Here is a 25,003-nt window from a genome sequence, read left to right as displayed (position 1 = left end):
TTCCTTTCAAAAAAAGAATCTGGATCTTGGATCGAATTTTAAAGTTCAATTTTTGGCGTATCTTAATGTAGAAACAAACTACATTAGGATAAAAACTAGTCATTCTGAATCGATTGAAAAAACCTTGAAATTTAAATAACTCGGAGTTACTCACGTCTTTCGGAGCAGATTTAATCTAATCAAAAAATAGTGAAAGAATATTTATCGATTCTTTTCAGGTTCTCTCATGTTTACAAGGGATCCCTAATTTTCTTTTTTATCAGTTGTCAATTGGACTTAAATAGTCCTTATGAATTCGGAACCAATGAATACTACAAAAATCAGTTAATCTCCTGTATCATCAATCGTTCTAGCGTTTGTAATCAGAATGTGTCGAATGGACCTTTTGATTTGAACCAGGTTCCTGGACGAAAGTTTTGGATCCGCGCGGAAGGGTTACCTCTTGCTAACGGCACTACAGTGACAAGCTGGACAGATCTCAGTGGGACCGGAAATGACCTGATTCCTGGAGTAGCACCGACTTTTTATTCGGCTACGAATACAATCAATGGAAAACCAATTGTCCGTTTTTTGTATGGATCTGGTAACAACTTATTAAAAACCTCTCCAGTCGGTGTGAGTGCTTCGGATTCAGGAAGTGTATTTTTTGTGGTGAGGTTGCCTTTAACTGTCAATAGTAATGTGCTCACTATCGGAACTTCAGGTGGTGCAGGAAGAGAAGTTCAAATCACAGCAGGAGGAATCGTTGCACTCAATAAATCTGGATCATTTACTGTAGCATCGTATAACTCAGGTTGGGTGGCAAATGCTGTGCACCAGGTTTCGATTTTGCAAAATGGGGGGACAAACGTTGTCATCAAATTTGATGGAGTGCAAGTTGTCTCAACGGTTCCAGCAGCGACGGGATATGCTGCGGGCAATTTGGGTCTTGGAATTGGTGGAGCAGAAATGGATTTGGCTGAGCTTCTATATTTTGACAATCGAGTTTCGGATGAAAATGCAACAGGCATTGACTGTTATTTGGGAAAACGTTACGGAACCTTCAACTGTCCATGATAGAAGTAAAGTAGCGTATAGCTTGAGTTACTCGAGTGAATGGTGATTTATTTTAAATCAGCCAAGTAACAACCCCCGCGCCCCGGATTGCAGCGGAAATCCTTTGCGAATGCAAAGATTGCAGCGAAAAGCCGGAACTGTGCGCCCAAAAAAAAAGGGAACACCAGTCCCCCTTTTTTCACCTAACCATGTAACCGATAATTATCTGATCCCTGGTTTGATGTATTTCAATTCATCCAAGTAACGTCCGGTTCCGAGAACCACACAAGTGAGTGGGTTTTCGGCACGGAACACAGGAACACCTGTTTCTTTGGTGAGGTAGTGTTCGAGACCACGAAGGAGGCATCCACCACCTGTGAGAACGATCCCTCGTTCTACGATGTCGGCGGCAAGTTCTGGAGGAGTGCGCTCGAGTACCGATTTGATACCGTCTAGGATTTCGTCTGTTGGTTCTTTGAGGGCTTTGCGGATTTCGTTGGAATCGAGTTCGAGGGTGCGTGGGAGACCTGAGATCGCGTCACGGCCTTTCACTTCCATTGTGTCGACACGTTTGTCAGCAAACGCGTTACCGATTGTGAGTTTGATGTCCTCAGCCGTTCTTTCTCCCACCACTAGGTTGTATTGGTTACGGAGGTATTTCACAATGGCTTCATCAAATTCGTCACCACCAGTTCGGATGGATTCTGCGATTACCATACCACCAAGTGAGATCACGGCGATTTCTGTGGTTCCCCCTCCGATATCCACAATCATGTTCCCTGCTGGTTCATGGATGGGGATGTTGGCACCGATGGCTGCTGCAAGTGCTTCTTCGATAAGGAAAATTTCGCGGGCTCCCGCTTGTTCTGCGGACTCACGAACGGCACGTCTTTCTACTTCGGTAATCCCAGAAGGAACTCCGATGACAATGCGCGGTTTTACAAATGTAGTGCGGTTGTGGACTTTTGCGATGAAGTAACGAATCATCTTTTCCACAGTTTCGAAGTCGGCGATCACCCCGTCTTTCATGGGGCGGATGGCAACGATATCACCAGGAGTCCTTCCTAGCATTCGTTTTGCTTCTTGTCCCACTGCGAGGACTCGACCAGTAGAGGCTTGGACTGCCACGACCGACGGTTCTGATAGGACGATCCCTTGTCCTTTCACATGCACGAGGGTGTTCGCGGTTCCCAAATCGATTCCCATATCGTTCGAGAAAAGTCCATAAAGATTATCAAATATCATATCAGATCCTGTGAAAGAAGTACGAAGGGGGGAATTTACGGTGGGTTAACACCAAAACTTTACAATTCTTCCCGTTCCCCATAATTTTCGGCTGGTTTTTGCTTTCAACCGTAAAAATTTTCGATAGGCTAGTTAGATACAAAATGCTTCCTTTCTCACAAATCTTACGCAAACCAAACCAGGCATTTCGCACGGAAAAGATCCTTGCTGCCATTGATTTGGGCACTAATTCCTTCCACATCGTTGTCGTAAAACTAAGACCGGATGGTACACTCGAATACCTGACCAAAGAAAAGGAATCCGTTCGTTTAGGAAGCGGTAGCAGCGATTATGCGGTCATTACAAACGAGGCTATGGATAGGGGTCTTGCTTGTTTGAAACGATTCAAAACACTTGCCGACAGTTACAAAGCGGAAATCAGAGCTGTAGCCACGAGTGCACTTCGGGAAGCAGAAAATAGGCAGATATTTCTTGACCGAGCGGAGAAGGAAACGGGCATCCAAATCCAAGTGATTTCTGGGAACGAAGAAGCAAGGCTCATTTACCTTGGGATTTTACAAGGGCTCCCCGTGTATGAAAAACGGATCCTTCTCATTGATATTGGGGGAGGGAGCACGGAACTACTGATAGGGGAAAAAGGTGAAATCCTTTTTTCCACCAGTATGAAGTTAGGTGCCATTCGTTTAACAGAGAAATATTTAAAAAAAGATCCGATTTCAGCCACTGATTTGCAAAAATGTAGGATCCATATTGAATCCGTGTTATCTGCTTTTTTACCCCAAATTGAAACCTGGAAACCCTTTATGGTTGTAGGAAGTTCGGGAACCATCACATCGGTGACCTCAATGGTTTTAGAAAAGAAGGGAGAAAAACGAGAACGGTTAAATGGGACCGAGATTCCAATCGATTCTTTCAAAGAGATACGCAAACAGGTATTAGATGCTGAAAGTATCAAAAAAAGACTCAAAATCCCTGGTTTAGATGCTAAACGTGGGGATATCATTGTGGGTGGGATTTTGGTGTTGGATGAAGTGTTACAAAGGATTAAAGCACCTTCCTTTACGGTGAGTGATTTTGCGCTTCGGGAAGGAATTGTGTATGATACAATTGAGTCCTGGTACAGACATACTGACACTTCACTTCCGAGACTTGATAACATCCGTGAAAAAGCGATCAAAACTGTTGCAAACCTTTACCCGCAAGGGAAACATCATGCTGAAACAGTTGCAAAACTCACATTGCAGTTGTTTGATGATTTAAAGGAATTACATGGTCTTGGAAACTTAGAAAGAGATTATTTGGAAACAGCTTGTTACCTCCACCAAGTTGGACTTTGTATTTCCCATCATAATTATCATAAACATAGTTATTATATTATTCGTAACTCAGAAGCAATGGTTGGATTTTCCAATTCTGAAATTGAAATCATTGCTCTTCTTGCTCGTTACCATAGGAAAGGTGGTCCAAAAGGCAAACACGAAGAGTTTAAAACCCTTAGGCCAGAAGACCAACTTTTGGTTCGTAAGTTAGCTTCCTTTTTACGAATCGGAGATGGATTGGATCGTTCCGAAAAATCCATGATTGAAAGATTGGATGCAGTCATTGAAAAAGGAAAAGTGAATTGCCGTTTGTATTTCAAAAAAGGAGAAGATCCCAATTTAGAAATTTGGTCTGTGTCAGAAAAAAAGGATTTATTCGAAGATACATTTAGTACAAATTTAGAATTTCACTTACATCCATTATGAAAAAAACCTTATACCTTATTTGTTGTTTTATTTGTTTTTCCCAAACGATTTTCGCACTTCCCATTGATTTAACAAAAAATTGGTATGTCACTAAAGGATTTGAAACCACAGAAAACCCTGATGGTAAAAAATGGAAAACGTTAGAATCATTGCCTTTAGCATCAATACTTTCAGAATTTGAATGGGAAAAAGGAAAACTCCGAAAGGTAACGATGGCAAAGTCCTTTTTGTTATCACAATCTGATTTTCAAAAAACGGAGGATGATGCCTTCAGCCTTCACATACCTTACATCTCAAATTATTATGTAATTTACATTAACCAAACTCTTGTTTCCTCTAATGGCAAAATCAAAAATGAAACAATAGAAAAAAGTGGGTATAGAAGACACATACTCATCAGAATGAAAAGAAATCAATTGAATATTGGACAAAACCAAATTCGGATTTTGATCGCAGCTGAAGAAGGTGAGGAATTAAATTTATACAAACTCTTTAACGATTATCCAACCACTATCGACTTAGCATCTAATCATCTTAAAATTGAAGATGAATACGAAACATACATGTTGTTGTTTTTGTATATTTTTGTTGGAATTTATCATGGGTTGTTTTATTGGAAACGGAGGCAAGAAACCTATAATTTATATTATGCTTTATTTTCTATCTTCTTAGCTGTTTATATGATCTTTCGCTCTCAAGGAGTGTATTCATTTGGTTTGGAACCATTCACACAAACTAAAATAGAGTATTTTGTTGTATTCCTAACGCCAGTTTGGTTACTTTTATTCACTGATGTATTTTTCCGCTCAAAAATTAGCATCGTATCAAAGGTTTACTTTCTATTTAGTTTGGTTTTGGCGATCACTCAAATTTTTGTTAGTCGAGCTACTTCCGTTACCTTACTTCGTATCTGGCAAATATCAGTTTTAGTTTTTGGGGTGATTTTACTTTACCTAATGATCTCCGCTGTGCGTGCAAAAAACAAAGACGCAAAACGTTTGTTAATAGGAGTTTTGTTTTTGCTTGGGACAGGAACTTGGGATATTTTGGGTGCATCTGGACTTCTTCCCATTCAAAATCTAAATTTGTTACGATTTGGTTTTTTGGTTTTTGTTTTGGGCATTGCTGTTGTCTTGGCCAATCGTTTTTTACGAGTGCATAGGCAAGTGGAAGAACTCAATTTGAGTTTAGAGAAAAAAGTAGAAGAGCGGACAAACGAATTACAAAATACACTCACAAAAGTCCAGGAACTGAAAGTCCAACAGGATGGTGATTATTTTTTAACATCTCTACTATTGGATCCCCTTAGCCAAACAAAAGTTGAATCTACAAAAGTTTTGCTTCAATCCTATGTGAAACAAAAAAAGGAATTTGAGTTTCGCGGGAAAAAAAGAGAAATTGGTGGTGATATCATCATCAGCGATAACATTACTTTAAATGGAAAATCTTACTTAGTATTCATCAATGGTGATGCGATGGGTAAGTCCATTCAAGGTGCTGGTGGTGCACTCGTTTTAGGAGTTGTGTTTTTATCTTTTATCAAACGTACTCAAATGATTTTGGATAACCAAAACAAATCACCTGAACGTTGGATCAAAGAATGTTTTTACGAATTACAAACCATCTTTGAGTCATTCGATGGTTCGATGTTGGTTTCTGTAGTTTTAGGTCTTATAGAAGAAGACACAGGTGTTTTGTACTATCTGAATGCAGAACATCCATGGACAGTATTGTATCGCGATGGAGTGGCTTCTTTTATAGAAGAGGAATTGGAACTTCGAAAGATTGGAACAAAAGGAATGGATGGTGATGTTCGAATCCGAATCTTTCCTTTAGAAAAAGGAGATATATTATTCATTGGATCGGACGGTAGAGATGATTTAGTTTTAGAGGAAAGCGGAGATGGCAATCGCCTAATCAATGAAGATGAAACTAAATTTTTGCAAGTTGTTGAGAAATCAAATGGTGATTTAAATTTACTTGTCGAAAACTTATTAGATGTAGGAACATTTTCGGATGATCTTACATTACTTCGGATTGAATGGTTAGGTTCTTTCAAACGAGTTTCAAAAGATACTCTCTCCAATTTATCAACAGATGATTATTTATATGCAAAAGTGAAACTATTGTTAGATCTTGGAAATGGTGAAGAAGCATACCAAAACATCGAATCCTTATTATCAAATGAGTCGTTAAATGATGATATCAGGATTAATTTAATACGAGAAAAATCCCGTATTTCCTTACTGTTGAAAAAATTCGATGTTGCCGTGGAATCCTTAGAATCGATTTTTCCCTTCTTCGTGACAGACAATGAAATTTTATTGCAACTCAGTTTCGCATACCGTAAATCAAAGAACATTAAAAAAGCAATCGACCTTGGGGAAAGATTGCGTGCAAGGGATCCAAAACACGTAAGGAACCTGATCAATTTAGTAGAATGTTACCGATTGTTAGGGAATGGTGACCGAGCCAAAAAGATTTTTCATCGGCTAGCAATGATTACACCTGATCACCCTCAGGTAATCAAATTAAAGGAATTATTGGAAGAGTCAATTAAGTCCTAAAAATACTTTTTTTAGAATCATTAAAATTGATTTGCCATCCTATCTAAGCCTAAATTAGATATTGAGTAAGATGGATTTCAAATTTACACCTTACCACATCTTTGTCGTTGGCTTACTCGCTTTTTTACAATTCACAGTTGTACTAGATTTTATGATCTTATCACCTCTCGGTGTTTTGGTCATGAGCGAACTACAAATTCCAACTGAAAAATTTGGATATGTAGTTTCTGCTTATGCATTCAGTGCGGGAATCTCAGGATTACTTTCTGCTGGTTTTGCCGATCGTTTTGATCGTAAAAAGTTGCTCTTGTTTTTTTATATTGGATTTGTGGTGGCTACTTTTCTTTGCGGAATAGCCGTACATTATGAATTTTTACTTTTTGTAAGAATATTAACGGGGATGTTTGCTGGTGTATTGTCTTCAATTTCATTTGCGATCGTTGCAGATTTGTTCCCCTTACAAGTGAGAGGAAGGGTCATGGGTTTTATCATGACTGCCTTTGCAGCAAGCCAAGTGTTTGGACTACCCATTGGAATTTATATTTCTAATATTTGGGGATGGCAATCTCCATTTTTAATGATCGCAGGTGTGAGTGGAGTGGTTGGTTTTTTTATATTCTTTTTTCTAAAACCAGTAACAAAACATTTAGATAACAAAACAGATACGCATGCTTTCCACCATTTGATAACTACATTAACACAACCAAGATATTTGCCTGCCTTTATTGCAACTACCTTACTTGCGACAGGTGGATTTATGCTGATGCCATTTGGTTCCGCATTTTCCGTTCACAATTTAGGTGTTAGGCTAGAAGACTTACCTTTCATCTATATGGTAACGGGTATAGTTTCGATGTTGGGTGGCCCACTTATGGGAAGGTTAAGTGATTCGATCGGTAAGTACAATATGTTCTTTGGTGCATCAACAATTGCAGCGATCATTATCCTCTATTTTACTAGATTAAAAGTGACTCCACTCCCGACGGTTATCATTATCAATTCTCTTCTATTTGTTTTTATTGCAGCCAGAATGATTTCTGCAAATGCAATGAATTCAGCGGTTCCCGAACTTCATGACCGTGGGGCTTTTATGGCGATTAGTTCCTCCATCCAACAGATATCAGGTGGCATTGCTGCTTCGGTTGCTGGACTCATTGTCATCCAAACTCCGAGTGGTTATCTAGAGAGATATGAAGTTTTAGGTTATGTGGTGGCGACAGCGATTGTTTGTACCATTTTGTTAATGTACAAAGTGAATGAAATGATTTCGACAAAGAAATAGAGGTTTCACCAAACTCAAATCCATCCAATCTTTTACAATGCATGAAAAGTTCTTTGTTTTCCTTTTTCTATTGGGAAAGAAATACTTTTCATGTTGGTTTAAGAATCAATTTTGAGTCAAAGGATTCAAACTGATATCCGTTTCGGTCTGATTTTTTGATGAGTACATCTACTAACACTGACGCTACACTAGTGAAACCAATTGTTTACCTGAATATAGGAGAGACTTTTTTTTCCAATGGATTCCATGAGATTCGAACCATCCTGGGATCCTGCGTATCTGTTTGTCTATTCCATGAACATACAAATTTCTCGGCTATTAATCATATCCTTTTGCCAAAAGTATCCAATGTAAAAGAAGAACAAAAGAGTTTACGATATGGTGAAAACTCGATGGAAAATCTAATTTCTTTTTTTGTGAAACGACAGATCCCACGTTTTGAATTAAAGGCAAAGATATTTGGTGGAACCCAATCACCATTGTTTCCCAATTTTACAGCGGGACCAAAAAATATTCAATTTGTGACTGAATATTTAAACTATGAAAAAATTCCAATCGCAAGCCAAGACATTGGTGGTGAGCTCTATCGTAAACTTTCCTTTCACACAGATTCCTTTGATGTTTATATCACCAAGTTAAACCCACAATCAATTGGAGATGTTTCGGTCCAAGAAAAACATTTTGAAACGAAAGTCAAAGAACGAATGTTAAAGAAAACTACGATTTTTACGTTTAACCAATAATTTTAGTTAGAACTTCAATCAAGTCTTCGTCCTCAAATGGTTTGACAATCCAAGCTTTTACACCTGCGTCTTTGCCTGCTTGCCTTAAATAGTCACTTGATTCAGTAGAAACAATTAATATTTTTCCACCTTGTCCTTTTGGGTGAGCTAAGTATTCTTTTGATAATTCAATTCCATTTTTACCAGGCATGTTGATATCAAATACACAACCATCGAAAGGTCCATTTGCTTCTAATGAAACAATTGCTTGTTCTGCATTTTCAGCTTTGTAAATTTCATAACCTTCACCTGAAAGGATTAATTCCATTAGTTTGAGTGCTGTTGGTGCATCGTCACATAATAATATTTTTTTAGCCATATCTGACTCCTTCTTACGTTTCTAAAATTTGAATGATTTTTTGTGGAATATCAACTAATGCAGTTTGGTGGTTTATGCCACCTAACAGGAATGCTTCTTTTGGCATCCCGTATACAACTGAAGATTTTTCATCTTGTCCAATTGTGGTTCCTCCAGCTGTCCGAATGTTTTTAATGCCCGACGCACCATCTCTTCCCATTCCCGTTAAAATGATTGCTAGACTATGATTCCCCATTTTCCCTTTTGCAATGGAGTCAAACATGACATCAACACTTGGCCGATGTCCAGATACTTTTTCGAAAGTTTCGAGTTCTAAATACATCTTTCCTGCCAACCGCCTAACTAAAAGATGTTTATCTCCAGGAGCTAAATAAACACCACCAGTTTCCAAAATGTCTCCATTTGATGCTTCAATTACGTTTAGACCACTTGTTGTTTTAAGGCGCATTGCAAACAAACTTGTAAAATACTCTGGCATATGTTGGACAATGACAATGGGAGGTAAATTGGAAGGTAATCGACTCAAAAGATAATCGATGGCCTGTGTACCACCAGTCGATGCACCGATAGCAATGATTTTGATACGATTATTTTTTTCTTCGTTGAATTTGAGTTTTGTTGTTTTTGCAAATAAGGATTGTTTTTGAAGTTTGACTTCAGTTCCATATTTTTTGATTTTTGTGGTAAGTTCTTTTAACATACGTAAAAAATCAGATTCACTTCCGTCTGGCTTTTGGACAAAATCAACAGCCCCATTGGAAAGTGCAGCAAGAGTTGCATCTGCTCCAGATTGTGTAAATGTGCTAAGCATGATCACAGGAGTAGGGTATTTAGGCATAAGCCAATTTAAAAATTCTATTCCACTCATACCTGGCATCACAACATCCAAACTAATGACATCAGGGCGTAATGACTCGACTAGTTTTTGTGCTTCATTTGCATTTGCGGCTGTACCAACCACTTTGATTGTTGGATCATCTTTAAACGTATCAGAGAGAACATTTCTCACGATATTTTGATCATCCACAATCAATAGTTTGATCATGATACTCCAACGAATTCTAGTTTGCTAAATATCGATTTAACATCTAAAATTAAACTGACATTCCCGTTTCCTAATATGGTAAATCCATTTACACCTTGGGCATTTTCCATAATTCCCATGAGTGGTTTGATCACTACATTTTGATTTCCAATGATTTCATCGACTCTGATTCCAATGAGTTTCCTTTCATATTCAAGTATGATCATCAATGGATCTTCATTATCATATATGATCTGTTCCTTGTGATTAAGGATTTGATTGATATTAAAAATAGGAATAAAAGTTCCTCGTATGTCTAAGACCTTTTGCCCTTCATCTAACTCTATTTCCTTTTTGTCTCGAAGGCTTACGAATTCGCGTAGTTCAATGGTTTGGATTGTAAAAAATTTCTGACCAACTCTGACAACAGTTCCTTCCATGATTCCTAATGATAAAGGGATTCGTAAAACAAATGTTGTCCCTACTCCGAACTGACTATGGATTTCAATTTTTCCACCTAGTTTCACTATATTTTGGCGGACAATATCCATACCAACACCACGACCTGAGATATCAGAAACAACTTTTGCAGTTGATAAACCAGGTAAAAATATTAAATTAAAAACCTCTTGGTCACTGAGTGCAGAAGTATCTCCAGAGATGAGACCATTTTGTTTTGCTTTCTCTAATATTTTATTTCTATCTAAACCACGGCCATCATCTTTAATCATCACCCAAACTTCATTCACAGATTGTCTGGCACTGAGATAAATATTCCCTGTATCAACTTTTCCTCGGTTCATTCTTTCTTCAGGAGTTTCTAAACCATGGTCAATCGAGTTTCGAAGGATATGAACAATTGGATCTGCAATTAAATCAACAATGGACTTATCAATTTCGGTATCTTCTCCTTTGATATGTAAGAGTACTTTTTTACCTGATTGTTTTTGCAGGTCCCTAACCAAACGTGACATCTTTTGGAATACACCTGAGATAGGAATCATCCGAGTGGAAAATGCAACTTCTTGTAAATCTAAAAGTATTTTATGAAATCGAGTGAGTGCTGAATTTAAACTCTCGTTACGAATTGATTTAATCGTAGGGTGTTGGGTTACATTTGATTCTGCGATGACAAGTTCTCCCACTAAATCTAAAAGGGAATCTAACTTATCATTTGCGACTTTGATTTCTTTTCGAATATTGGAGATAACAGGTTTGTTTTGGTCGCCTAAACGTTCTACCTTGGAGTTATTTGATGTAACTTCTGTTTGGGTTTGTTTTGGTTCTTCTTCAAAAATTTCAAATTTTTTGTTTTTTGCAACAGTTTGGTTTGTTTCTTCATCGAAGATTTCATACACGTTCGATTTTTTGTTAGTTTCTTTCGGTGGTTCTTCTTCGTCAAAAATCTCGTATATCTTTTTCTCTTTTTTAGGTTTTTCCGAAACTGTTTCCACAACCGAGTGTTGTTGTAGTTTATGGATCTCACCTTGTAAGGCTTGGATCTGCAATTCAGTTGGTGGATCCATTTCAGGATTTGCTTTTAATGTTTCCACTTTTGACAATAAAACACGCATCCGATCGAAAGTATCGATGAGAACTTGTGTTAACTCATTGGATGGCAAAAGTTTTTGGTTTCGGAGTAAATCCATCAATGTTTCCGCTTCATGCGTTAACTTGACAAGAGTTTCTAATTTGAGAAGTCCAGAGGAACCTTTAAATGTATGAACAGAACGAAACAAATTGTTCATCAGTTCTTCATCAAAGTTTCCATGCGAATTTTGGATTTCTTCAATGGCAAGGATTGCATTTTCGCAATCCTCAATCAATTCGAAACCTTCTTGGATGAATCCGAGTAAGAGATCTTCTCTATTCATATTGATGGTTAAAATTTTTCAGTTAAATTTGTTTCATGTTTCAAATCGTGTGTAGATTTTGATTTCCCTCCGTTGGAATTGCCAAATCCAACTTTTGAATTTTTACCAAATTCACTTGCTATCGATTTTAATTCAGAGGAGTTAATTTTTTTAGAACTTACTGATTGATTCACATTCAGTTTCACAAGAGATTCCATGATTTCCATCAAATGAGTTGCTTGTTCTTTTAATTCGTTGGAAGTTGCAGCCAGTTCTTCTGATGCAGATGCTGACACTTGAGTGGTTTGGTCCATTTGTGTCATTGCCATTGAAATTTGTGAAATTCCTGCGGATTGTTCTCTGGAAGAGACCGCAATTCCAGAAACTAGTTCGGCTGTTCGGTTGATGCTTGGGACAATTTGTTCGATGATTCTACCTGCTTCTTCAGCAAGTGAAACACTATTGGTCGACAAATGATTGATCTCTTGTGCTGCTACTTGGCTTCGTTCTGCTAGTTTACGAACTTCGTCAGCGACAACCGCAAATCCTTTTCCATGTTTTCCCGCACGAGCAGCTTCAATAGCAGCATTTAACGCAAGTAAGTTTGTTTGATAAGCAATTTCTTCAATGATTTTAATTCTAGAAGAGATGTTTTTCATCGCTTCTAAGGTTTTTAAAACCGATTCTTGGCCAACTGCAGCTTCACTTGCTGATTTGCCTGCAATATTATTTGTCTCTAAGGCAGACTCTGCATTTTGAGAGACAGAGGCAGACATCTCCTCAATGGATGCTGTTGTTTCTTCGACGGAAGCTGCTTGTTCACTTGCTCCTTGGCTTAAGGAAAACGCAGTAGAGGATACTTGTTCGGATGCCACAGTGACCATTCCTACAATTTCCATTGCTGCATTCAGTGATTTGGTGATGCTTCTAATGATCCAAAAGGCAACGATAAATGCGATTGCAAATGAAATTATTAATTGGATGATAAAAGATCGAACCATAAAATTGTATGCTTTCGAAGCATTATCATACGCAGTTTTCATTTTTGTTTCTGATAATGTCGCAAAATCTTCCATGGTTTTGTCGAGAGCCATAGCAGCAGCTCTTCCTCTAGTAGAAGAGTTGGCTTGTGCTTCCTTTGCTTTAAATTGTAAAGCGATACTTTTGGTGACAGCGTAAGCCGCAAACCACTCTTCTAATTGTTTTTCTAATCCAGGTACTTTCGCTTTTTCATCTTGGTCTAGTAAGTCATAAAATTCTTTTTTGATTTTAGCAAAATCAACTTCGAGACCATCTCTGATACTCAAACGTTTGTTTTGTTCTTCTACGCTCGTCGCGAGTATAAGGTTTTTTTCCTCGCGGATCATCCAAATAAACTTTGCTCTTAACTGTTCGGATAATTGCACTTTTTTGGAATGTGTATTTACAATCTCACCTAAAGTTGAATTTAATTGATTCAGTGAATTAAGTCCAATGATTGTATTGATCAGGATAATCAAAACGAGAGCACTAAATCCTAAAATCAGTTTTGACTTTACTTTCATATTATTTAAATAATTCATATTTTTGTTCCTTTATTGATTTTTAATAGCGAGTGCGTAGTCTAACGCGAGTTTGTCTTCGTCTTTCAAAAGATTTTCAATGTTGAGTAATACCTTTACATCTTCATTGATTTTTGCGATGGATTGGACAAAACGATTGTTCTCCGATTCACCAAATTTTGGTGCTTCTTCGATGTTTTGAGCATTGATTCGAATGACTTCTTTTACCGTATCAACGATGAGGCCAACAAGTTGGTTTTTAAAATTGAGAATGATGATACAAGTTTTATCATCATAACCTACATTTTCCATTCGAAACCTGTCTCGTACATCAATGAGTGCAATCACTTTCCCACGAAGGTTGATCACACCCTTGATAAAAGTAGGCATATCGGGAACTTCAGTGATGTTTTGCATTCCAACAATTTCGGTAATGTATTTGATTTCAATACCGTAACTTCTGTCCGCAAGTGAAAAGATTAAAAATCGATTTTCAAGGGTATCTTCCTCGTTTTCGAAATCATCATTATCATCTGTCAGTGAATCAAATTCACTCGTATTCATTGAAATGCCTCGTAGGTTTGATTGTTTTAAATCGTATTTAGCTTATTGAAATTAAGTACGAACTGTACTCATTGGGAATTCTAGAGAGACAGAAACTTCTTCGCTAGAGTTGGAATACAGGTTCGACTTAAGGAGGTTAAAGTATACCTTTCCTTCCATGTCCTCAACCATTTTTTTGATGATCGGGAGTCCTAATCCAAGTCCAAATTCTTCTTTCGAATACCTCTCATCTACATATTTGTTATGGCGGTAGAAAGGTTGGAACAAAATGGTTTCTTGTGATTTGGTAAAATCCAGTTTGTGAATGGAAGTATCAAAAGGAGGGTTTAATACTTTTACGATGATATGATCACCAGCACTTAATAACAAAACATAAATCACACAATGATCATTCCCATATTTCATCGCATTGATGAGTAACTCACGGATCACTCTTTTAAAATTGTTTTTGTGAATGTTGACATGAAGGTTGTGTCCATTTTTTGAATTTGAAATTTGAACTTGTTGGGCTTTGATCCCTAACATATCAATGAGACCACTTACTTCTTCCAATATCAATGTATGTAATTCTTGTAAATTCACAAGTTCTGAAGTTCTTTTTTTATTTTCAAAAATCAATTGCGCTTCAGCTAACGTTTGTACTAGTTTTTTTGTACTTTTGAAGTTTTCTTCCAACATTTCGAAGATCGCAGTGGGTATTGTTACCTGATCTCCTTCCCGTTTTGCTTTCCTTACCATGGCACCAACGGTAGTCACAAGGGCACCAAGGCCAGAACCTTGCATGAGTGATGTATTGAGGTTGGGTAAAGCAGTTTCCATCCATTCACGTGAGATGGTTTTTCCCTCAATTTCCTGCCTCCAATCGAAAATACGGATGATCTCTCGGTGCAGTGATTCTTCGTAATGGATTACATTTTGTTCTTCCACATCCAAATCTGACGAAGAAACGATGCATTCATCTGAAAGGATCAAACTTAAGATCAAATAATTTTTGGAATCAATGGGAATGGGGGCAATTTGCGAACGGATTTTTTGACGGTTAAACAGAATCTCCGCGTCATCGGGGTGTTGTTCATCTCGGACTTTTGCTAGGGATAATCCCCATCGATTGGCAAACTCCGGATTCATGTCGTGAATCGTTTTGCCAACTTCTGATTCAAAATTGATTCCTTCATTCAGAAAGTAGGGTCCTAAATAATTCTTCAAACATAAGGAATCATCGAATACAAAAAAGGATGCTTTGGGTGTGACAATCTCTCCTAGGTTATCGTTTGTTAATTGGTGATTGTCCATAAGGTTACTTGGCATAGAACGGAATATTACAGTAATGAAATGCTAAACATTAAGGCAATCATTTTGATAAAATAGCGAAAAAAAGGACAAAAGATACACTCTCATTTCATTAGGAGTTGTCCGAAGTGACAAATTAAGATTTAGAATCATTCTTGTTGTTTTTTGCGTTAGCATTCCTTAAATGATAAACCAAAATGGATAGTTCATTTGTGTAAATTCTTTTATCTTTGTTAGTTGGTCTTTGTCTTTATGAGAACGTAGGTCAGGTGACATAAGGAAAAATCCAATTGGTAAAGGTAGTATTCTAGTAAACAGATAGAAACTGTTAGTTGGTGGATGGATCGGATTGAGAAGGGAAGTGAGTGACAGGGATTTGGATAGAGAACCGAATTTGACTTGTTCTCTATCCAAATCTTACATTTGAAGGTTCTTTTTTACTTACTTGCTAATTCCTTTGCTAGATCCACTAACAAACGTACGCCGTAACCAGTAGGTCCATGGAATTGGGTTCCCGATTTTTTCTTTCGCCATGCAGCCCCCGCAATGTCGATATGAGCCCAATTGATGGATTCATCTACAAACTTGGAAAGGAATACACCTGCGGAAATCGTCCCTGCACCTTTCCCACCACCTGTGATGTTTTTGAGATCTGCGATGTCAGACTTTAAGTCTTCCCCATATTCTTCCCATAGAGGTAGTTCCCATACCCGATCATCGGATGCTTCTGATGCTTTAAAGAGTGCTTCTCGTAATGGATCAGAATTTGTCAGGATGGCAGCAGCTTCATGTCCAAGCGCAATGATGACGGCTCCAGTGAGAGTTGCCAAATCCACCATATAATCGGGTTTGTAGTTTTTGGAAACATAGGAAAGAACGTCACCTAACACGAGTCTTCCTTCTGCATCTGTGTTTTGTACTTCCACAGTCGTTCCATTATAGGCAGTATAAACGTCACCAGGTTTGATTGCTTTTCCATCTGGCATATTTTCCGCAACACCAATGGCTGCAATGATATGGATAGGAATTTCAAGTGCGGCAATGGCACCGATTGCATGGATCGTTGCAGCGGCTCCACACATATCATATTTCATTTCATGCATTTCACCAGGAGGTTTTAAAGAAATTCCACCTGTATCAAATGTTAATCCTTTTCCAACAATGGCGAATTTCTTTTTGGCTTTTGCCGGTTTGTATTCCAGAATCACCATTTTGCCTTCTAACTCAGAACCACGAGAGACAGCAAGGATTCCGCCTAACCCCTCTTTTTTGAGTTGAGCTTCATCCCAAACTTTTACAGAGAGTTTGTATTCCTTTGCTATCTCTTTTGCTCTAGAAACAAAGTCATTTGGAGTGAAGTAATTTGCCGGTAAGTGAGCGATGTGGCGAGCACCATTCACATGTTTTGCGACAACTTTACTTTTAGAAAGACCACTTTCTGCTAAACTACTAACAGATTTGTCTTCGAATTTTAAAAAGACGGCTCCCACTTTCTTTTTTTCTTTGTCTTTCTTTTTTGTTTGCAATACTGAAACTGGATAACTTCCAATATAGAGTGTATTGGCAATTTGATAGGCAATTCGGTCTGCAGAAAACTTTTTGGAAAGTGCTTTCGAAATATGAATTTCCAATCCCATTCCATCGTAGTTTAGGATTTTTTCTCCATACTTAAAAAAATGAGAAATGAATTTTCGGAAGTTTAATTTATCCTTTTCGCCTAATCCAAGATAAATGGTTTGATCTGCCTCATCTCGAAATTCTTTTCCCAGTTCTCCAGAAAACACTTTGGTTTCAATTTGTGTTGGGAATTTTTTTCCGAGTTCCTCTTTCACATCTTCTTGGAAAATAGGAATTAATTTATAAAAGGAACCAGATTTGAAGTTTCCGATTTGGATTTGGAGTGGAGAGATTTCGATTTTCATTTCCCTTGGATTTCCTGAATGTCTTTAATGATTTCTTCAACGTGTCCTTTTACCTTCACGCTGTCATAGATTTTTTTAATTTTGAGAGAACTGTCTAGAAGGAAGGTCGAACGAACAATTCCCATTCCTTTGCGTCCCATAAATACTTTTTCGCGCCAAACACCATAAGCTTCACAGATTTCCCCTGATTCATCGGAGATGAGATCAAAATTGAGTTCTTGTTTTTCAATGAATTTGGTATGGGATTTTGGGTTGTCTTTGGAAATACCTACGACATTATATCCAAATTTTTTGAGACGGGCAAAGTTGTCTCGGAAGTCACAGGCTTCTGTTGTACATCCAGGAGTCATATCTCTTGGATAAAAATAAACAACGACTCCATTTTTCCCTGTTAGATCGGCGAGTTTCACTTTTTCGCCGTTTTGGTTGACACATGTAAAATTGGGGGCTTTTTTCCCTACTTCCAACATAATTTTCACTCCTGGTAAATTCATTCTTTTAGACAATTTTCAGTTGTCAATTTCTGAAAATGGTTCGATACTCTTTGTATGGATTCGAAAGAAAGGGTACAACTCATCCGGGAAGGAAACACTGCCTTTAATGCAGGTGATATCCGGAAAGCTCGTGAAATCTTTCTGAAAACAGACTACAAAGATGGGCTCATTCGTTTGGGTGACCATTTTATGTACGACCGAAAACTTCCTATGTTGGCCTTTGGGTACTACAAAAAAGCAGGTCGACAAGACAAAGTGGATGAAATTTACCAACGAATGGTCTATGCTCTTTCTGTTTGGTTAGGCCGCGATAAGTGGAAAGTTCCGGCATCTGCCAATCAATCAAACGAAGCACAACAAGATTCCAAATCAACTTTAAATCCTGATGATTTTAAAGTTCATCCCATCTTAAAAGCAAAAGCTCTCGAAATACTTTCTTCCAAACATTAATCGGTTTGGATTCGTCTAAGGACTAAACATGATCGATAGTTTTACCTTACAAGCACTCGTTATTTCTACTCTTGTCATTTTCTCCATTCTATCGAGTAAACTTTTTTTCCGTTTTGGATTTCCGATTTTGCTTATCTTTCTAACCTTCGGTATGTTAGCTGGTGCTGATGGTCCAGGTAGAATTGACTTCAACGACTATAGTTTAGCACAATCCATTGGTATTTTTGCACTCATTTACATCCTGTTTTTGGGAGGGCTTGAGAGTGAGTGGGATAGTTTAAAAGATTTTCTCGCAGTTGGGATTCGACTTTCTATTTTTGGAACCATTTTAACGGCACTCATTTTAGGAGTTCTCATCCATCTTTTGTTTCCTGTCCTTGGGTTTATGGAATCCTTTTTACTTGGATCCATTGTCAGTGCTACTGATGCTGCATCTGTATTTAATATTTTTAAGACAGGTTCTTCTGACCTTCCTGTTCATTTAAAAAAAATCATCGAATTTGAATCAGGATCCAATGATGCAGTGGGTGTACTTCTCACCACAATATTTATGAATCTCATCACCGCAGATGCAAGTTTTAGTGGATTCCAATTCTTTCGTTTTTTTGTAATGCAAGTTCTTGTTGGCATGATGATGGGATATAGTATGGGAATCCTCATATTGTATTTAATGAATTCCGTCAAACTAGGGTATGACGGTCTTTATTTGGTATTCATCACTGCATCGGTTCCCTTCATATATGCGGTGACAACCGTATTCCAAGGGAATGGGTTTTTAGCAGTCTACATCGCGGGGATTATCGTTGGTCGCAATAAGTTCATTCACAAAAAATCCATTTTTCGGTTTTTGAATGGTTATGTTTGGATCTTACAAATTGGTATGTTTCTTTGTTTTGGATTACTTGTGTATCCTACAAGAATGGCAAATATTTGGGTTCCTGGACTTCTCATTGGGGTATTACTCATATTATTGGCAAGACCACTCGCTGTTTTCATTTCCTTATTTAGAGTTAATTTACCCATCAAAGAAAAATTATTTATCTCATGGGTAGGACTCAGAGGTGCATCACCCATTATCCTTGCTACCTTTCCGATTGCCCAAGGTCTTGTTTGGGGGGATTTACTCTTTCACATTGTATTTTTTGTCGTTTTGGTATCTCTACTCATCCAAGGGTCTCTCATTCCAAGGGTGGCACAGTGGTTAGGAATTTTAAAAGTAGATCCAGATCGTAAAATTTATCGTCCTACAGACTTTGATAACATCGAGTTCCCTGGAATGACCTTACAAGAGTTAATCGTTCCATACAATTCAAGTGTTGTTGATAAAGCTTTGTTTGAAATCAAACTACCGGACCAGTCGCACATCCTACTCATTGCGCGGGGAGAACAATTTTTAATTCCTTCCGGCAACACACAAGTGAAAGGTGGGGATGTCGTTTGGGTATTAGCAAAAGATGATGTAATGCCTATCATTGGCAAAACCTTTATGTCAATCGCCTAACAAAGTTTTTGTTAGGTTACAAACATTATTTTTTAGAAGGTTTCAGTTTTTTGTCCAATCGAAGTAAATAATACACAGGCAATGCGATGAGTGTGATCATGAGCCCCCAGGAGGCAGTGATTGGTTTTTCGACAAATAAAATTACCATCACAGCAATGTTCGCAAAGATATACAAAAAGATTGGTAGGGGATAAAAAGGAATTTTATAATCGGATTTCATTCCCATCTTTTCAAATCGAAATGGAGTCGCTGCTGTGAGACAAGACAGGATAAGAATCGAACAAGTGATCATATACAGTAAGGCCTCAATTTCTTTTACAAACAAAAAGAGAATCGCAACAAAACCCTGAAAGAAAATGGATACATATGGACTATGCCATTTTGGATGGACTTTGGAAAACGAAGGTAAAAACACTCCATCCCTTGCCATGGCAAAGTATACCCGGCTTCCTCCAATCAGAATAGCGGACATAGATCCTAAAATCACCCATGCAATAAAACTTGTTGTTAAGATTGAGTAATTAACTCCGAATAACTTTTGAAAGGCGATAGCTCCAATCCCGTCTTGTCCCGCCAATTCATCGATAGGGGCTGAAATGACAAAAAGTAAATTGATTGCAAAGTAAAGTCCTGCGACAAGAAAACAAGCTGTGATGGCTGATCGAACAATGGTTTTTTCAGGGTTTTTCACTTCTTCGGCAATGTATGTGATCATATTCCACCCGAGGTAAGAAAAAGATACGGGTACAATTCCGATGAGAACTTTGGAATAAAAGGAAAGTTCCAAAATGTTTGGAAAGGGAGAGTTAAGAAGGTAATTCCAATGTGTAGAACCTATTGTGAACCCAAGTGCCAAAAATAACAGAAGTCCTGTAATTTTTAGAACAGCAAATACATTTTGTACGCGAACCGCAGACTTAATTCCAAAATAATTCAATCCACTAAAAAAGAGAATGGGTAAAATTCCAATGAGGGTAAGGGAACTCACTTGTAAATCAAGACCTAATAGTGTATAGGTGGGCGATTCAAAGTAGGGGAGTTCGGGAAATAAAATTTGTACATACTTACCAAAGGCTAAGGCAAGTACAGAAACACAGGCAGAAAAATTAGTGAGTAAAGATGACCAACCACTCATAAAGGCGATGGCTGGCGAATAGGCAACTTTTAAGTATACATAATCTCCACCTGCAAAGGGGAGGAGTCTTGCGGCATAAGCGTAAGTGATGGAACCTGATAAAGCAAGCAGACCACCAATGATCCAACAGAGGAGGACTATCCAAAGGTTTCCTGTTTCTTTGATTAAATACCCAGAAGTGAAAAAAATCCCCGATCCCACCATCGATGAGAATAAAACGGAGATGGAATCAAAAGTATTAAGACTACGTTTTAATTCCAATTAACCGCCAAGGAGACGTTTGACCATTGTTTCTGAAATAGGTTTCATGGAAGCAGTGGAAACCGATCCAATTTTTCCTTTAAACTCTTCTGGGTTTAACATCATACCTAGAGAAAAGATATTTTCACTTTCTACTTCTTTTTTCTTAAGTTCAGCAAGAAGGCCAGAAACCGTTGCCTTACTTGTTTCCAAAATTTCAGGTTTGGATTTGTTTCCTTCTGCTAACTCTGGAAAGAGTGGCTCTCCCTCAAACAAAAGTTCTTTGAGTTTGTTTTCTTCTTGGGTATTGTCTTCTAAAAGTCCAATCCGAGATTGTTCTTTCGAAAGTTGTTTTTGTAATTCTGTGAGCCGTGATTGGATATTGTGGTACTGAACAGGAAGGCTTACCACAAAATCAGATTTTTCATCTGCCTTCTGGGTTTGGTTTCCTGCCTTTCCAGAGACATCTTTGGTGTCTTTTTTGTCCTGGATTAATTTTTCGGCTGAGTTGAGGAGACGATTGAGACGAACATCCATGTCCTACCTTCCTTGGTAAAGGCCTTATGTCTCGGCGGTGCCTGGACATAAATCCTATGACTACCTGTCTAATTTTCGGCTGACCCGTACAAGGAAAATAAACTTTTTCTAAAAAAAAGTAAAGAATTATTAAAGTTGACTCGGGTTTTTACACAGTTTTGCTAGTGAGAGTTTATGGAAAGAAACCAATTTCTTCTCTTTCTCTCCTTTTTGTTCTCCACCATTGCCACAATTCTAGGAATTGCGATCCTTTTCTCTGGATCTAGCCTTGCTCGTTATTCGAGTGGGACGGGTGGAAGTCTTTTCCAAGCCAGTGAAATCGGTGCTGTCGTCATTCCAATCGTAGGCGAAATCCATTCTGGGGAATCCACATTTGATTCCACTGGAGCCGATACCATTTTACGCCAATTACGCGATCTGGAAGAGGATGGTAACATCAAAGGGATTCTTCTCGAAATCAATTCTCCAGGCGGAACCGTTGCTGCTTCCCAAGAGATTTTTAACGAACTTTTACATTTACGCAAAACCAAAAAGATTGTGGTGAGTATGAAAGATGTCGCTGCTTCTGGTGGGTATTATATCGCCTCTGCTTCCGATTATATCTTTGCTGAAAACGGAACCATCACGGGATCCATAGGTGTCATTTCGTTTGCACCGAATGTGAAAGGACTACTCGATCGTTATGGTGTGGGAGTTCGTACATACAAAGCAGGAAAATATAAAGATATGTATTCTCCGTTTCGTGATTCCACAAACGAAGAAGATGATATGATTGGAAAACAGCTCCAAGACACCTATCGTAAGTTTGTCGAAGATGTTGCCAAAGGTCGCAACAAAACGGTAAAATCGATTGAAGAATTAGCAGAAGGAAAAATTTATTCTGGGGAAGATGCTTTCCGCAACAAACTAGTAGATGATATTGGTGGAAGACGAGAAGCCCATAAAAAACTCTCAGAACTTTGCCAATACGAAGGTGAAATCCCACTTTTTGAACAGGAATATTCACCCTTTGAACGAATGATCCGTTCACTCGGTGTTAAGTTTTTGGGTGAAGGATCTCAAACTGCAAAAATAAGATCTCTTTTGCAATCACAAGTTTTAGTGATCCTTCCTACTTCCCTTGGAAAATTGATGTTATGAGAGATTTTTTCTTTGATTTGGTAGATACTTTGGAGTTGGTCTTTCTTGACCCACTCCGTTATTCAGAAGAAGTAAAAGAAATTCCTTTTGCCCTAAGCCCAAGTTCCAGTTGGTTGTTTTCCATTTTGTCAGCTTTGTCACTCTCAGTGGGTATGAGTATTTTATCTGCTCCTTATACGGTATCCACTTTGTCATTTCTGTTTTTTGGTTTTATTGCCAATTTGATTTTGTTTCGTTTTTTCCCATTTTTTTATTCACTGGTTGCTGACTATTATGTACAAAAAAAAGGAAGATCACAAAAACTTTTGTTCCTTGTGATGTTTGCAAGGCACGCGACCGTACTCTTTTTGTTATTTGCTCCTATTTGTATTGTGATCCATGCCATAGGATTATCAGGTGTGGGTTCAGGATTTTTTTTATTACTTACATTTATCGTATTGTATGGTTTGGTCATTGCACGTGGACTCAAATCCATTTATGAACTAAAAAATCGGGATTCGATTCGTTTTTCCTTTTATGCATTGGGATTAACCATTTTGTTTCCATTTTTAATGAATTTGTACACAGCAACAAGTTTCCTGCAATCGGTATCAGGCGGTTTTTAATTGAATTTACTCATCACGAATGACGACGGAATCTCTTCCGCCGGTATCAAAGCTTTGGAACGAGTCCTTGGCAAGTCTTACAAAACATACCTCATTGCTCCTCTCAAAGAACGATCTGTGACATCCATGGCTCTGACTGTTTTCCAAGGCATGCGGGTGGAGCGGATCAATGACAACCATTACATCGCTGACGGATTCCCTGTGGATTGTGTGAACATTGGTTTGTATGCAGAGATTTTTCCAAAAATTGACTTTGTGATCTCTGGGATCAACAGAGGTGTGAACATGGGATATGATGTACATTATTCAGGGACAGTTGGTGCTGCCAAACATGGTGCTTTACATGGGATCCCGTCGCTTGCTGTGAGTTCTGGTCGTATTGATCCTGAGGATGGGTATGTAAAAGAAGCCGAACTCGTGTTAACCTTTTTGGAAACATACAAATCCCAAATCCAGTCAGGTGAAATTTGGAATTTAAATTTTCCGCCAGAAATTAGCGGAACGGGAACCATCAGTGAACTCGTTTTTACCAGACTTGGTCGTAGGCGATATTCAGAAAAATATGAGAAAAAACAAATCATTGAGGGTGTCAGCGAATTTCAGTTAAACGGAAGTTTACTTGGGCACGATGAAGAAACAGGCACAGACTTTGAAGCCTATTACCAAGGAAAAATCCCTGTGACACCTATCCAATTGGACCTAACGGAAAAAAATCGACTGAAGGAATTACAATCCAAATAAAACCTATGGCTGTAGACAACGATTACCTTTCTTATATGAACAAAGGCAATTATGCCATGGCCTTAAACCTTCTTGACCAAGCACTATTGCAAAATCCAGAAGATCCTATCCTCTTATACAATTTTGCTCTTTGTTGTTTCCAAACCAAAAACTTTAAAAAAACAATTCAGGTTTTAGATCGGATCTTAAGTGAATACCCAGGTTTTATCGAACTAGACAATGTCTACCGACTCAAAGTGTTTTCTCTTGTTGAACTGAAAGAATGGGAATCTGCAGAAGGGATCATCAAAGAACGATTGCAGATTGCGGTAGATGATGCCAAACTCCTCTCCTTTTTAGCCCATGTATATGAGTATACTCACCGTTTGGATGATGCGATCAACATCCACAGACGGATTTTAAAAGCCAATCCTGATTATAAGAATAGTTTGAATTCTCTTGGTTATTTACTCGCTTTAAAAAAGAAACTAAACGCAGAGGAAAGAGCAGAAGCCATTCGTTCCTTAAAAAAAGCCTTAGAACTGGATCCCAATAATCCTGCTTATTTGGATAGCTTTGGGTATTTTTTACAAACCAATGGGAAACCAGAAGAAGCATGGAAGGCATATCGTAAGGCCTTACAAAAGAACCCAAACCACCCAGTCCTCCTCGAAAGACTCAAGAACCTAAAGAAATAAATCTCCCTTTTGTTGACACAGTCCTTCTTCCAAAAACACTGGTGTTTCAAGGACTTTCTCGGGATGTAGCGCAGTGGTAGCGCATCTGTTTTGGGTACAGAGGGTCGCAGGTTCAAATCCTGTCATCCCGAATCAGTTGGTTCTATCTGACCCGGTAGCTCAGCTGGATAGAGCAACTGCCTTCTAAGCAGTTGGTCGGGGGTTCGAATCCCTCTCGGGTCGATGATTGTTCTAGAAACGGTGGATGTAGTTCAGCGGTAGAGCCCCGGTTTGTGGTACCGGTCGTCGCGGGTTCGAATCCCGTCATCCACCCA

The 25,003-nt window shown here is 38.3% G+C and carries 21 protein-coding genes, 3 tRNA genes and 1 pseudogene; 14 read left to right on the top strand and 11 right to left on the bottom strand.

The window, feature by feature from the left end; all coding sequences use genetic code 11:
* Window positions 1-270 precede the first annotated feature (270 nt).
* The gene (locus CH354_RS03080) at window positions 271-1,056 is read left to right on the top strand and encodes a hypothetical protein (protein WP_100766275.1); all 786 of its coding nucleotides are present in this window, start codon (window positions 271-273) and stop codon (window positions 1,054-1,056) included.
* Between the two features lie 201 nt (window positions 1,057-1,257).
* On the opposite strand, the gene CH354_RS03075 is transcribed toward CH354_RS03080, so the two are convergent.
* The gene (locus CH354_RS03075) at window positions 1,258-2,280 is read right to left on the bottom strand and encodes a rod shape-determining protein (RefSeq protein WP_002972591.1); all 1,023 of its coding nucleotides are present in this window, start codon (window positions 2,278-2,280) and stop codon (window positions 1,258-1,260) included.
* Window positions 2,281-2,423: 143 nt separating this feature from the next.
* On the opposite strand from CH354_RS03075, the gene CH354_RS03070 reads away from it, so the two are divergent.
* From CH354_RS03070 to CH354_RS03055, 4 genes are all read left to right on the top strand, one after another.
* Window positions 2,424-4,025, top strand: coding sequence for a Ppx/GppA phosphatase family protein (locus tag CH354_RS03070; protein ID WP_100726051.1), 1,602 nt, complete (start codon window positions 2,424-2,426; stop codon window positions 4,023-4,025).
* Entirely contained in the window at window positions 4,022-6,592 is a 2,571-nt protein-coding gene (locus CH354_RS03065; protein WP_100726052.1) for a SpoIIE family protein phosphatase, read from the top strand. The genes CH354_RS03070 and CH354_RS03065 overlap by 4 nt, the downstream gene beginning before the upstream one ends.
* 70 nt (window positions 6,593-6,662) lie before the next feature.
* Window positions 6,663-7,874, top strand: coding sequence for an MFS transporter (locus CH354_RS03060; RefSeq protein ID WP_100726053.1), 1,212 nt, complete (start codon window positions 6,663-6,665; stop codon window positions 7,872-7,874).
* A gap of 158 nt (window positions 7,875-8,032) precedes the next feature.
* Window positions 8,033-8,617 (top strand): chemotaxis protein CheD, encoded by a 585-nt coding sequence (locus CH354_RS03055; protein WP_100726054.1) that lies wholly within the window; start codon window positions 8,033-8,035, stop codon window positions 8,615-8,617.
* On the opposite strand, the gene CH354_RS03050 is transcribed toward CH354_RS03055, so the two are convergent.
* From CH354_RS03050 to bcp, 8 genes are all read right to left on the bottom strand, one after another.
* Window positions 8,607-8,975 (bottom strand): response regulator, encoded by a 369-nt coding sequence (locus tag CH354_RS03050; protein WP_100726055.1) that lies wholly within the window; start codon window positions 8,973-8,975, stop codon window positions 8,607-8,609. The two genes, CH354_RS03055 and CH354_RS03050, sit on opposite strands and share 11 nt — an antisense overlap.
* A 13-nt stretch (window positions 8,976-8,988) precedes the next feature.
* The gene (locus CH354_RS03045; protein WP_100726056.1) at window positions 8,989-10,020 is read right to left on the bottom strand and encodes a protein-glutamate methylesterase/protein-glutamine glutaminase; all 1,032 of its coding nucleotides are present in this window, start codon (window positions 10,018-10,020) and stop codon (window positions 8,989-8,991) included.
* Entirely contained in the window at window positions 10,017-11,873 is a 1,857-nt protein-coding gene (locus CH354_RS03040; RefSeq protein WP_100726057.1) for a chemotaxis protein CheA, read from the bottom strand. The genes CH354_RS03045 and CH354_RS03040 overlap by 4 nt, the downstream gene beginning before the upstream one ends.
* Before the next feature lie 8 nt (window positions 11,874-11,881).
* Window positions 11,882-13,414 carry a methyl-accepting chemotaxis protein gene (locus tag CH354_RS18520; protein ID WP_100726058.1) on the bottom strand — a complete coding sequence of 511 codons (1,533 nt, stop codon included), beginning with the start codon at window positions 13,412-13,414 and terminating at the stop codon, window positions 11,882-11,884.
* A gap of 12 nt (window positions 13,415-13,426) precedes the next feature.
* Window positions 13,427-13,957 carry a chemotaxis protein CheW gene (locus CH354_RS03030; protein WP_100726059.1) on the bottom strand — a complete coding sequence of 177 codons (531 nt, stop codon included), beginning with the start codon at window positions 13,955-13,957 and terminating at the stop codon, window positions 13,427-13,429.
* Window positions 13,958-14,008: 51 nt separating this feature from the next.
* Window positions 14,009-15,265 (bottom strand): sensor histidine kinase, encoded by a 1,257-nt coding sequence (locus CH354_RS03025; protein WP_243395940.1) that lies wholly within the window; start codon window positions 15,263-15,265, stop codon window positions 14,009-14,011.
* Between the two features lie 419 nt (window positions 15,266-15,684).
* On the bottom strand, window positions 15,685-17,169 hold the full coding sequence (locus CH354_RS03020; RefSeq protein WP_100726061.1) for a leucyl aminopeptidase: 1,485 nt from the start codon (window positions 17,167-17,169) through the stop codon (window positions 15,685-15,687).
* Complete coding sequence (bcp, locus tag CH354_RS03015; RefSeq protein WP_100726419.1) at window positions 17,166-17,639, bottom strand: thioredoxin-dependent thiol peroxidase; 474 nt, start codon at window positions 17,637-17,639, stop codon at window positions 17,166-17,168. Before bcp ends, CH354_RS03020 begins: the two co-directional genes overlap by 4 nt.
* Before the next feature lie 78 nt (window positions 17,640-17,717).
* On the opposite strand from bcp, the gene CH354_RS03010 reads away from it, so the two are divergent.
* Together CH354_RS03010 and CH354_RS03005 are read left to right on the top strand one after the other, a co-directional pair.
* Complete coding sequence (locus CH354_RS03010; RefSeq protein ID WP_100726062.1) at window positions 17,718-18,113, top strand: hypothetical protein; 396 nt, start codon at window positions 17,718-17,720, stop codon at window positions 18,111-18,113.
* A gap of 28 nt (window positions 18,114-18,141) precedes the next feature.
* Window positions 18,142-19,614 carry a potassium/proton antiporter gene (locus tag CH354_RS03005; protein WP_100726063.1) on the top strand — a complete coding sequence of 491 codons (1,473 nt, stop codon included), beginning with the start codon at window positions 18,142-18,144 and terminating at the stop codon, window positions 19,612-19,614.
* Between the two features lie 25 nt (window positions 19,615-19,639).
* Here CH354_RS03005 and CH354_RS03000 read toward each other — a convergent pair whose 3' ends face one another.
* Both CH354_RS03000 and CH354_RS02995 read right to left on the bottom strand, forming a co-directional pair.
* The gene (locus CH354_RS03000; protein ID WP_100726064.1) at window positions 19,640-21,010 is read right to left on the bottom strand and encodes an APC family permease; all 1,371 of its coding nucleotides are present in this window, start codon (window positions 21,008-21,010) and stop codon (window positions 19,640-19,642) included.
* Window positions 21,011-21,526, bottom strand: coding sequence for an LIC10415 family protein (locus CH354_RS02995; RefSeq protein ID WP_100726065.1), 516 nt, complete (start codon window positions 21,524-21,526; stop codon window positions 21,011-21,013).
* A gap of 222 nt (window positions 21,527-21,748) precedes the next feature.
* Between CH354_RS02995 and sppA the strand changes: the two are divergent.
* From sppA to CH354_RS02960, 7 genes and pseudogenes are all read left to right on the top strand, one after another.
* Window positions 21,749-22,544: pseudogene (gene sppA / locus CH354_RS02990) on the top strand (signal peptide peptidase SppA); the annotation flags it as partial.
* Between the two features lie 118 nt (window positions 22,545-22,662).
* Window positions 22,663-23,271 carry a hypothetical protein gene (locus tag CH354_RS02985; protein ID WP_100718495.1) on the top strand — a complete coding sequence of 203 codons (609 nt, stop codon included), beginning with the start codon at window positions 22,663-22,665 and terminating at the stop codon, window positions 23,269-23,271.
* On the top strand, window positions 23,272-24,012 hold the full coding sequence (surE, locus tag CH354_RS02980) for a 5'/3'-nucleotidase SurE (RefSeq protein WP_100726067.1): 741 nt from the start codon (window positions 23,272-23,274) through the stop codon (window positions 24,010-24,012).
* A 5-nt stretch (window positions 24,013-24,017) separates the two neighbouring features.
* Entirely contained in the window at window positions 24,018-24,689 is a 672-nt protein-coding gene (locus CH354_RS02975; RefSeq protein ID WP_100726068.1) for a tetratricopeptide repeat protein, read from the top strand.
* 59 nt (window positions 24,690-24,748) lie between these two features.
* Window positions 24,749-24,820: transfer RNA gene (locus CH354_RS02970), tRNA-Pro, on the top strand.
* 17 nt (window positions 24,821-24,837) lie between these two features.
* Window positions 24,838-24,911 (top strand) — tRNA-Arg (locus CH354_RS02965).
* 18 nt (window positions 24,912-24,929) lie between these two features.
* Window positions 24,930-25,001 (top strand) — tRNA-His (locus CH354_RS02960).
* The last annotated feature ends 2 nt before the right edge of the window (window positions 25,002-25,003 follow it).

Origin of the sequence: Leptospira levettii, from assembly GCF_002812085.1 — a bacterium.
Lineage (GTDB): Bacteria > Spirochaetota > Leptospiria > Leptospirales > Leptospiraceae > Leptospira_A > Leptospira_A levettii.
Note: the sequence above shows the minus strand (reverse complement) of the source record. Positions and strands in the feature narration are given on the sequence as shown.

Bases quoted from the DNA above. Each gene is read 5' to 3' on its own strand.
- CH354_RS03005 (WP_100726063.1), top strand. From the start codon at position 18,142: ATGATCGATAGTTTTACCTTACAAGCACTCGTTATTTCTACTCTTGTC.
- bcp (WP_100726419.1), bottom strand. From the start codon at position 17,639: ATGTTGGAAGTAGGGAAAAAAGCCCCCAATTTTACATGTGTCAACCAA.
- CH354_RS03045 (WP_100726056.1), bottom strand. From the start codon at position 10,020: ATGATCAAACTATTGATTGTGGATGATCAAAATATCGTGAGAAATGTT.
- CH354_RS03040 (WP_100726057.1), bottom strand. From the start codon at position 11,873: ATGAATAGAGAAGATCTCTTACTCGGATTCATCCAAGAAGGTTTCGAA.
- CH354_RS03050 (WP_100726055.1), bottom strand. From the start codon at position 8,975: ATGGCTAAAAAAATATTATTATGTGACGATGCACCAACAGCACTCAAA.
- CH354_RS03075 (WP_002972591.1), bottom strand. From the start codon at position 2,280: ATGATATTTGATAATCTTTATGGACTTTTCTCGAACGATATGGGAATC.
- CH354_RS03055 (WP_100726054.1), top strand. From the start codon at position 8,033: ATGAGTACATCTACTAACACTGACGCTACACTAGTGAAACCAATTGTT.
- CH354_RS02975 (WP_100726068.1), top strand. From the start codon at position 24,018: ATGGCTGTAGACAACGATTACCTTTCTTATATGAACAAAGGCAATTAT.
- CH354_RS03010 (WP_100726062.1), top strand. From the start codon at position 17,718: ATGGATTCGAAAGAAAGGGTACAACTCATCCGGGAAGGAAACACTGCC.
- CH354_RS02985 (WP_100718495.1), top strand. From the start codon at position 22,663: ATGAGAGATTTTTTCTTTGATTTGGTAGATACTTTGGAGTTGGTCTTT.
- CH354_RS18520 (WP_100726058.1), bottom strand. From the start codon at position 13,414: ATGAATTATTTAAATAATATGAAAGTAAAGTCAAAACTGATTTTAGGA.
- CH354_RS03060 (WP_100726053.1), top strand. From the start codon at position 6,663: ATGGATTTCAAATTTACACCTTACCACATCTTTGTCGTTGGCTTACTC.
- CH354_RS03070 (WP_100726051.1), top strand. From the start codon at position 2,424: ATGCTTCCTTTCTCACAAATCTTACGCAAACCAAACCAGGCATTTCGC.
- CH354_RS03025 (WP_243395940.1), bottom strand. From the start codon at position 15,265: ATGCCAAGTAACCTTATGGACAATCACCAATTAACAAACGATAACCTA.
- CH354_RS03030 (WP_100726059.1), bottom strand. From the start codon at position 13,957: ATGAATACGAGTGAATTTGATTCACTGACAGATGATAATGATGATTTC.
- CH354_RS02995 (WP_100726065.1), bottom strand. From the start codon at position 21,526: ATGGATGTTCGTCTCAATCGTCTCCTCAACTCAGCCGAAAAATTAATC.
- CH354_RS03065 (WP_100726052.1), top strand. From the start codon at position 4,022: ATGAAAAAAACCTTATACCTTATTTGTTGTTTTATTTGTTTTTCCCAA.
- CH354_RS03020 (WP_100726061.1), bottom strand. From the start codon at position 17,169: ATGAAAATCGAAATCTCTCCACTCCAAATCCAAATCGGAAACTTCAAA.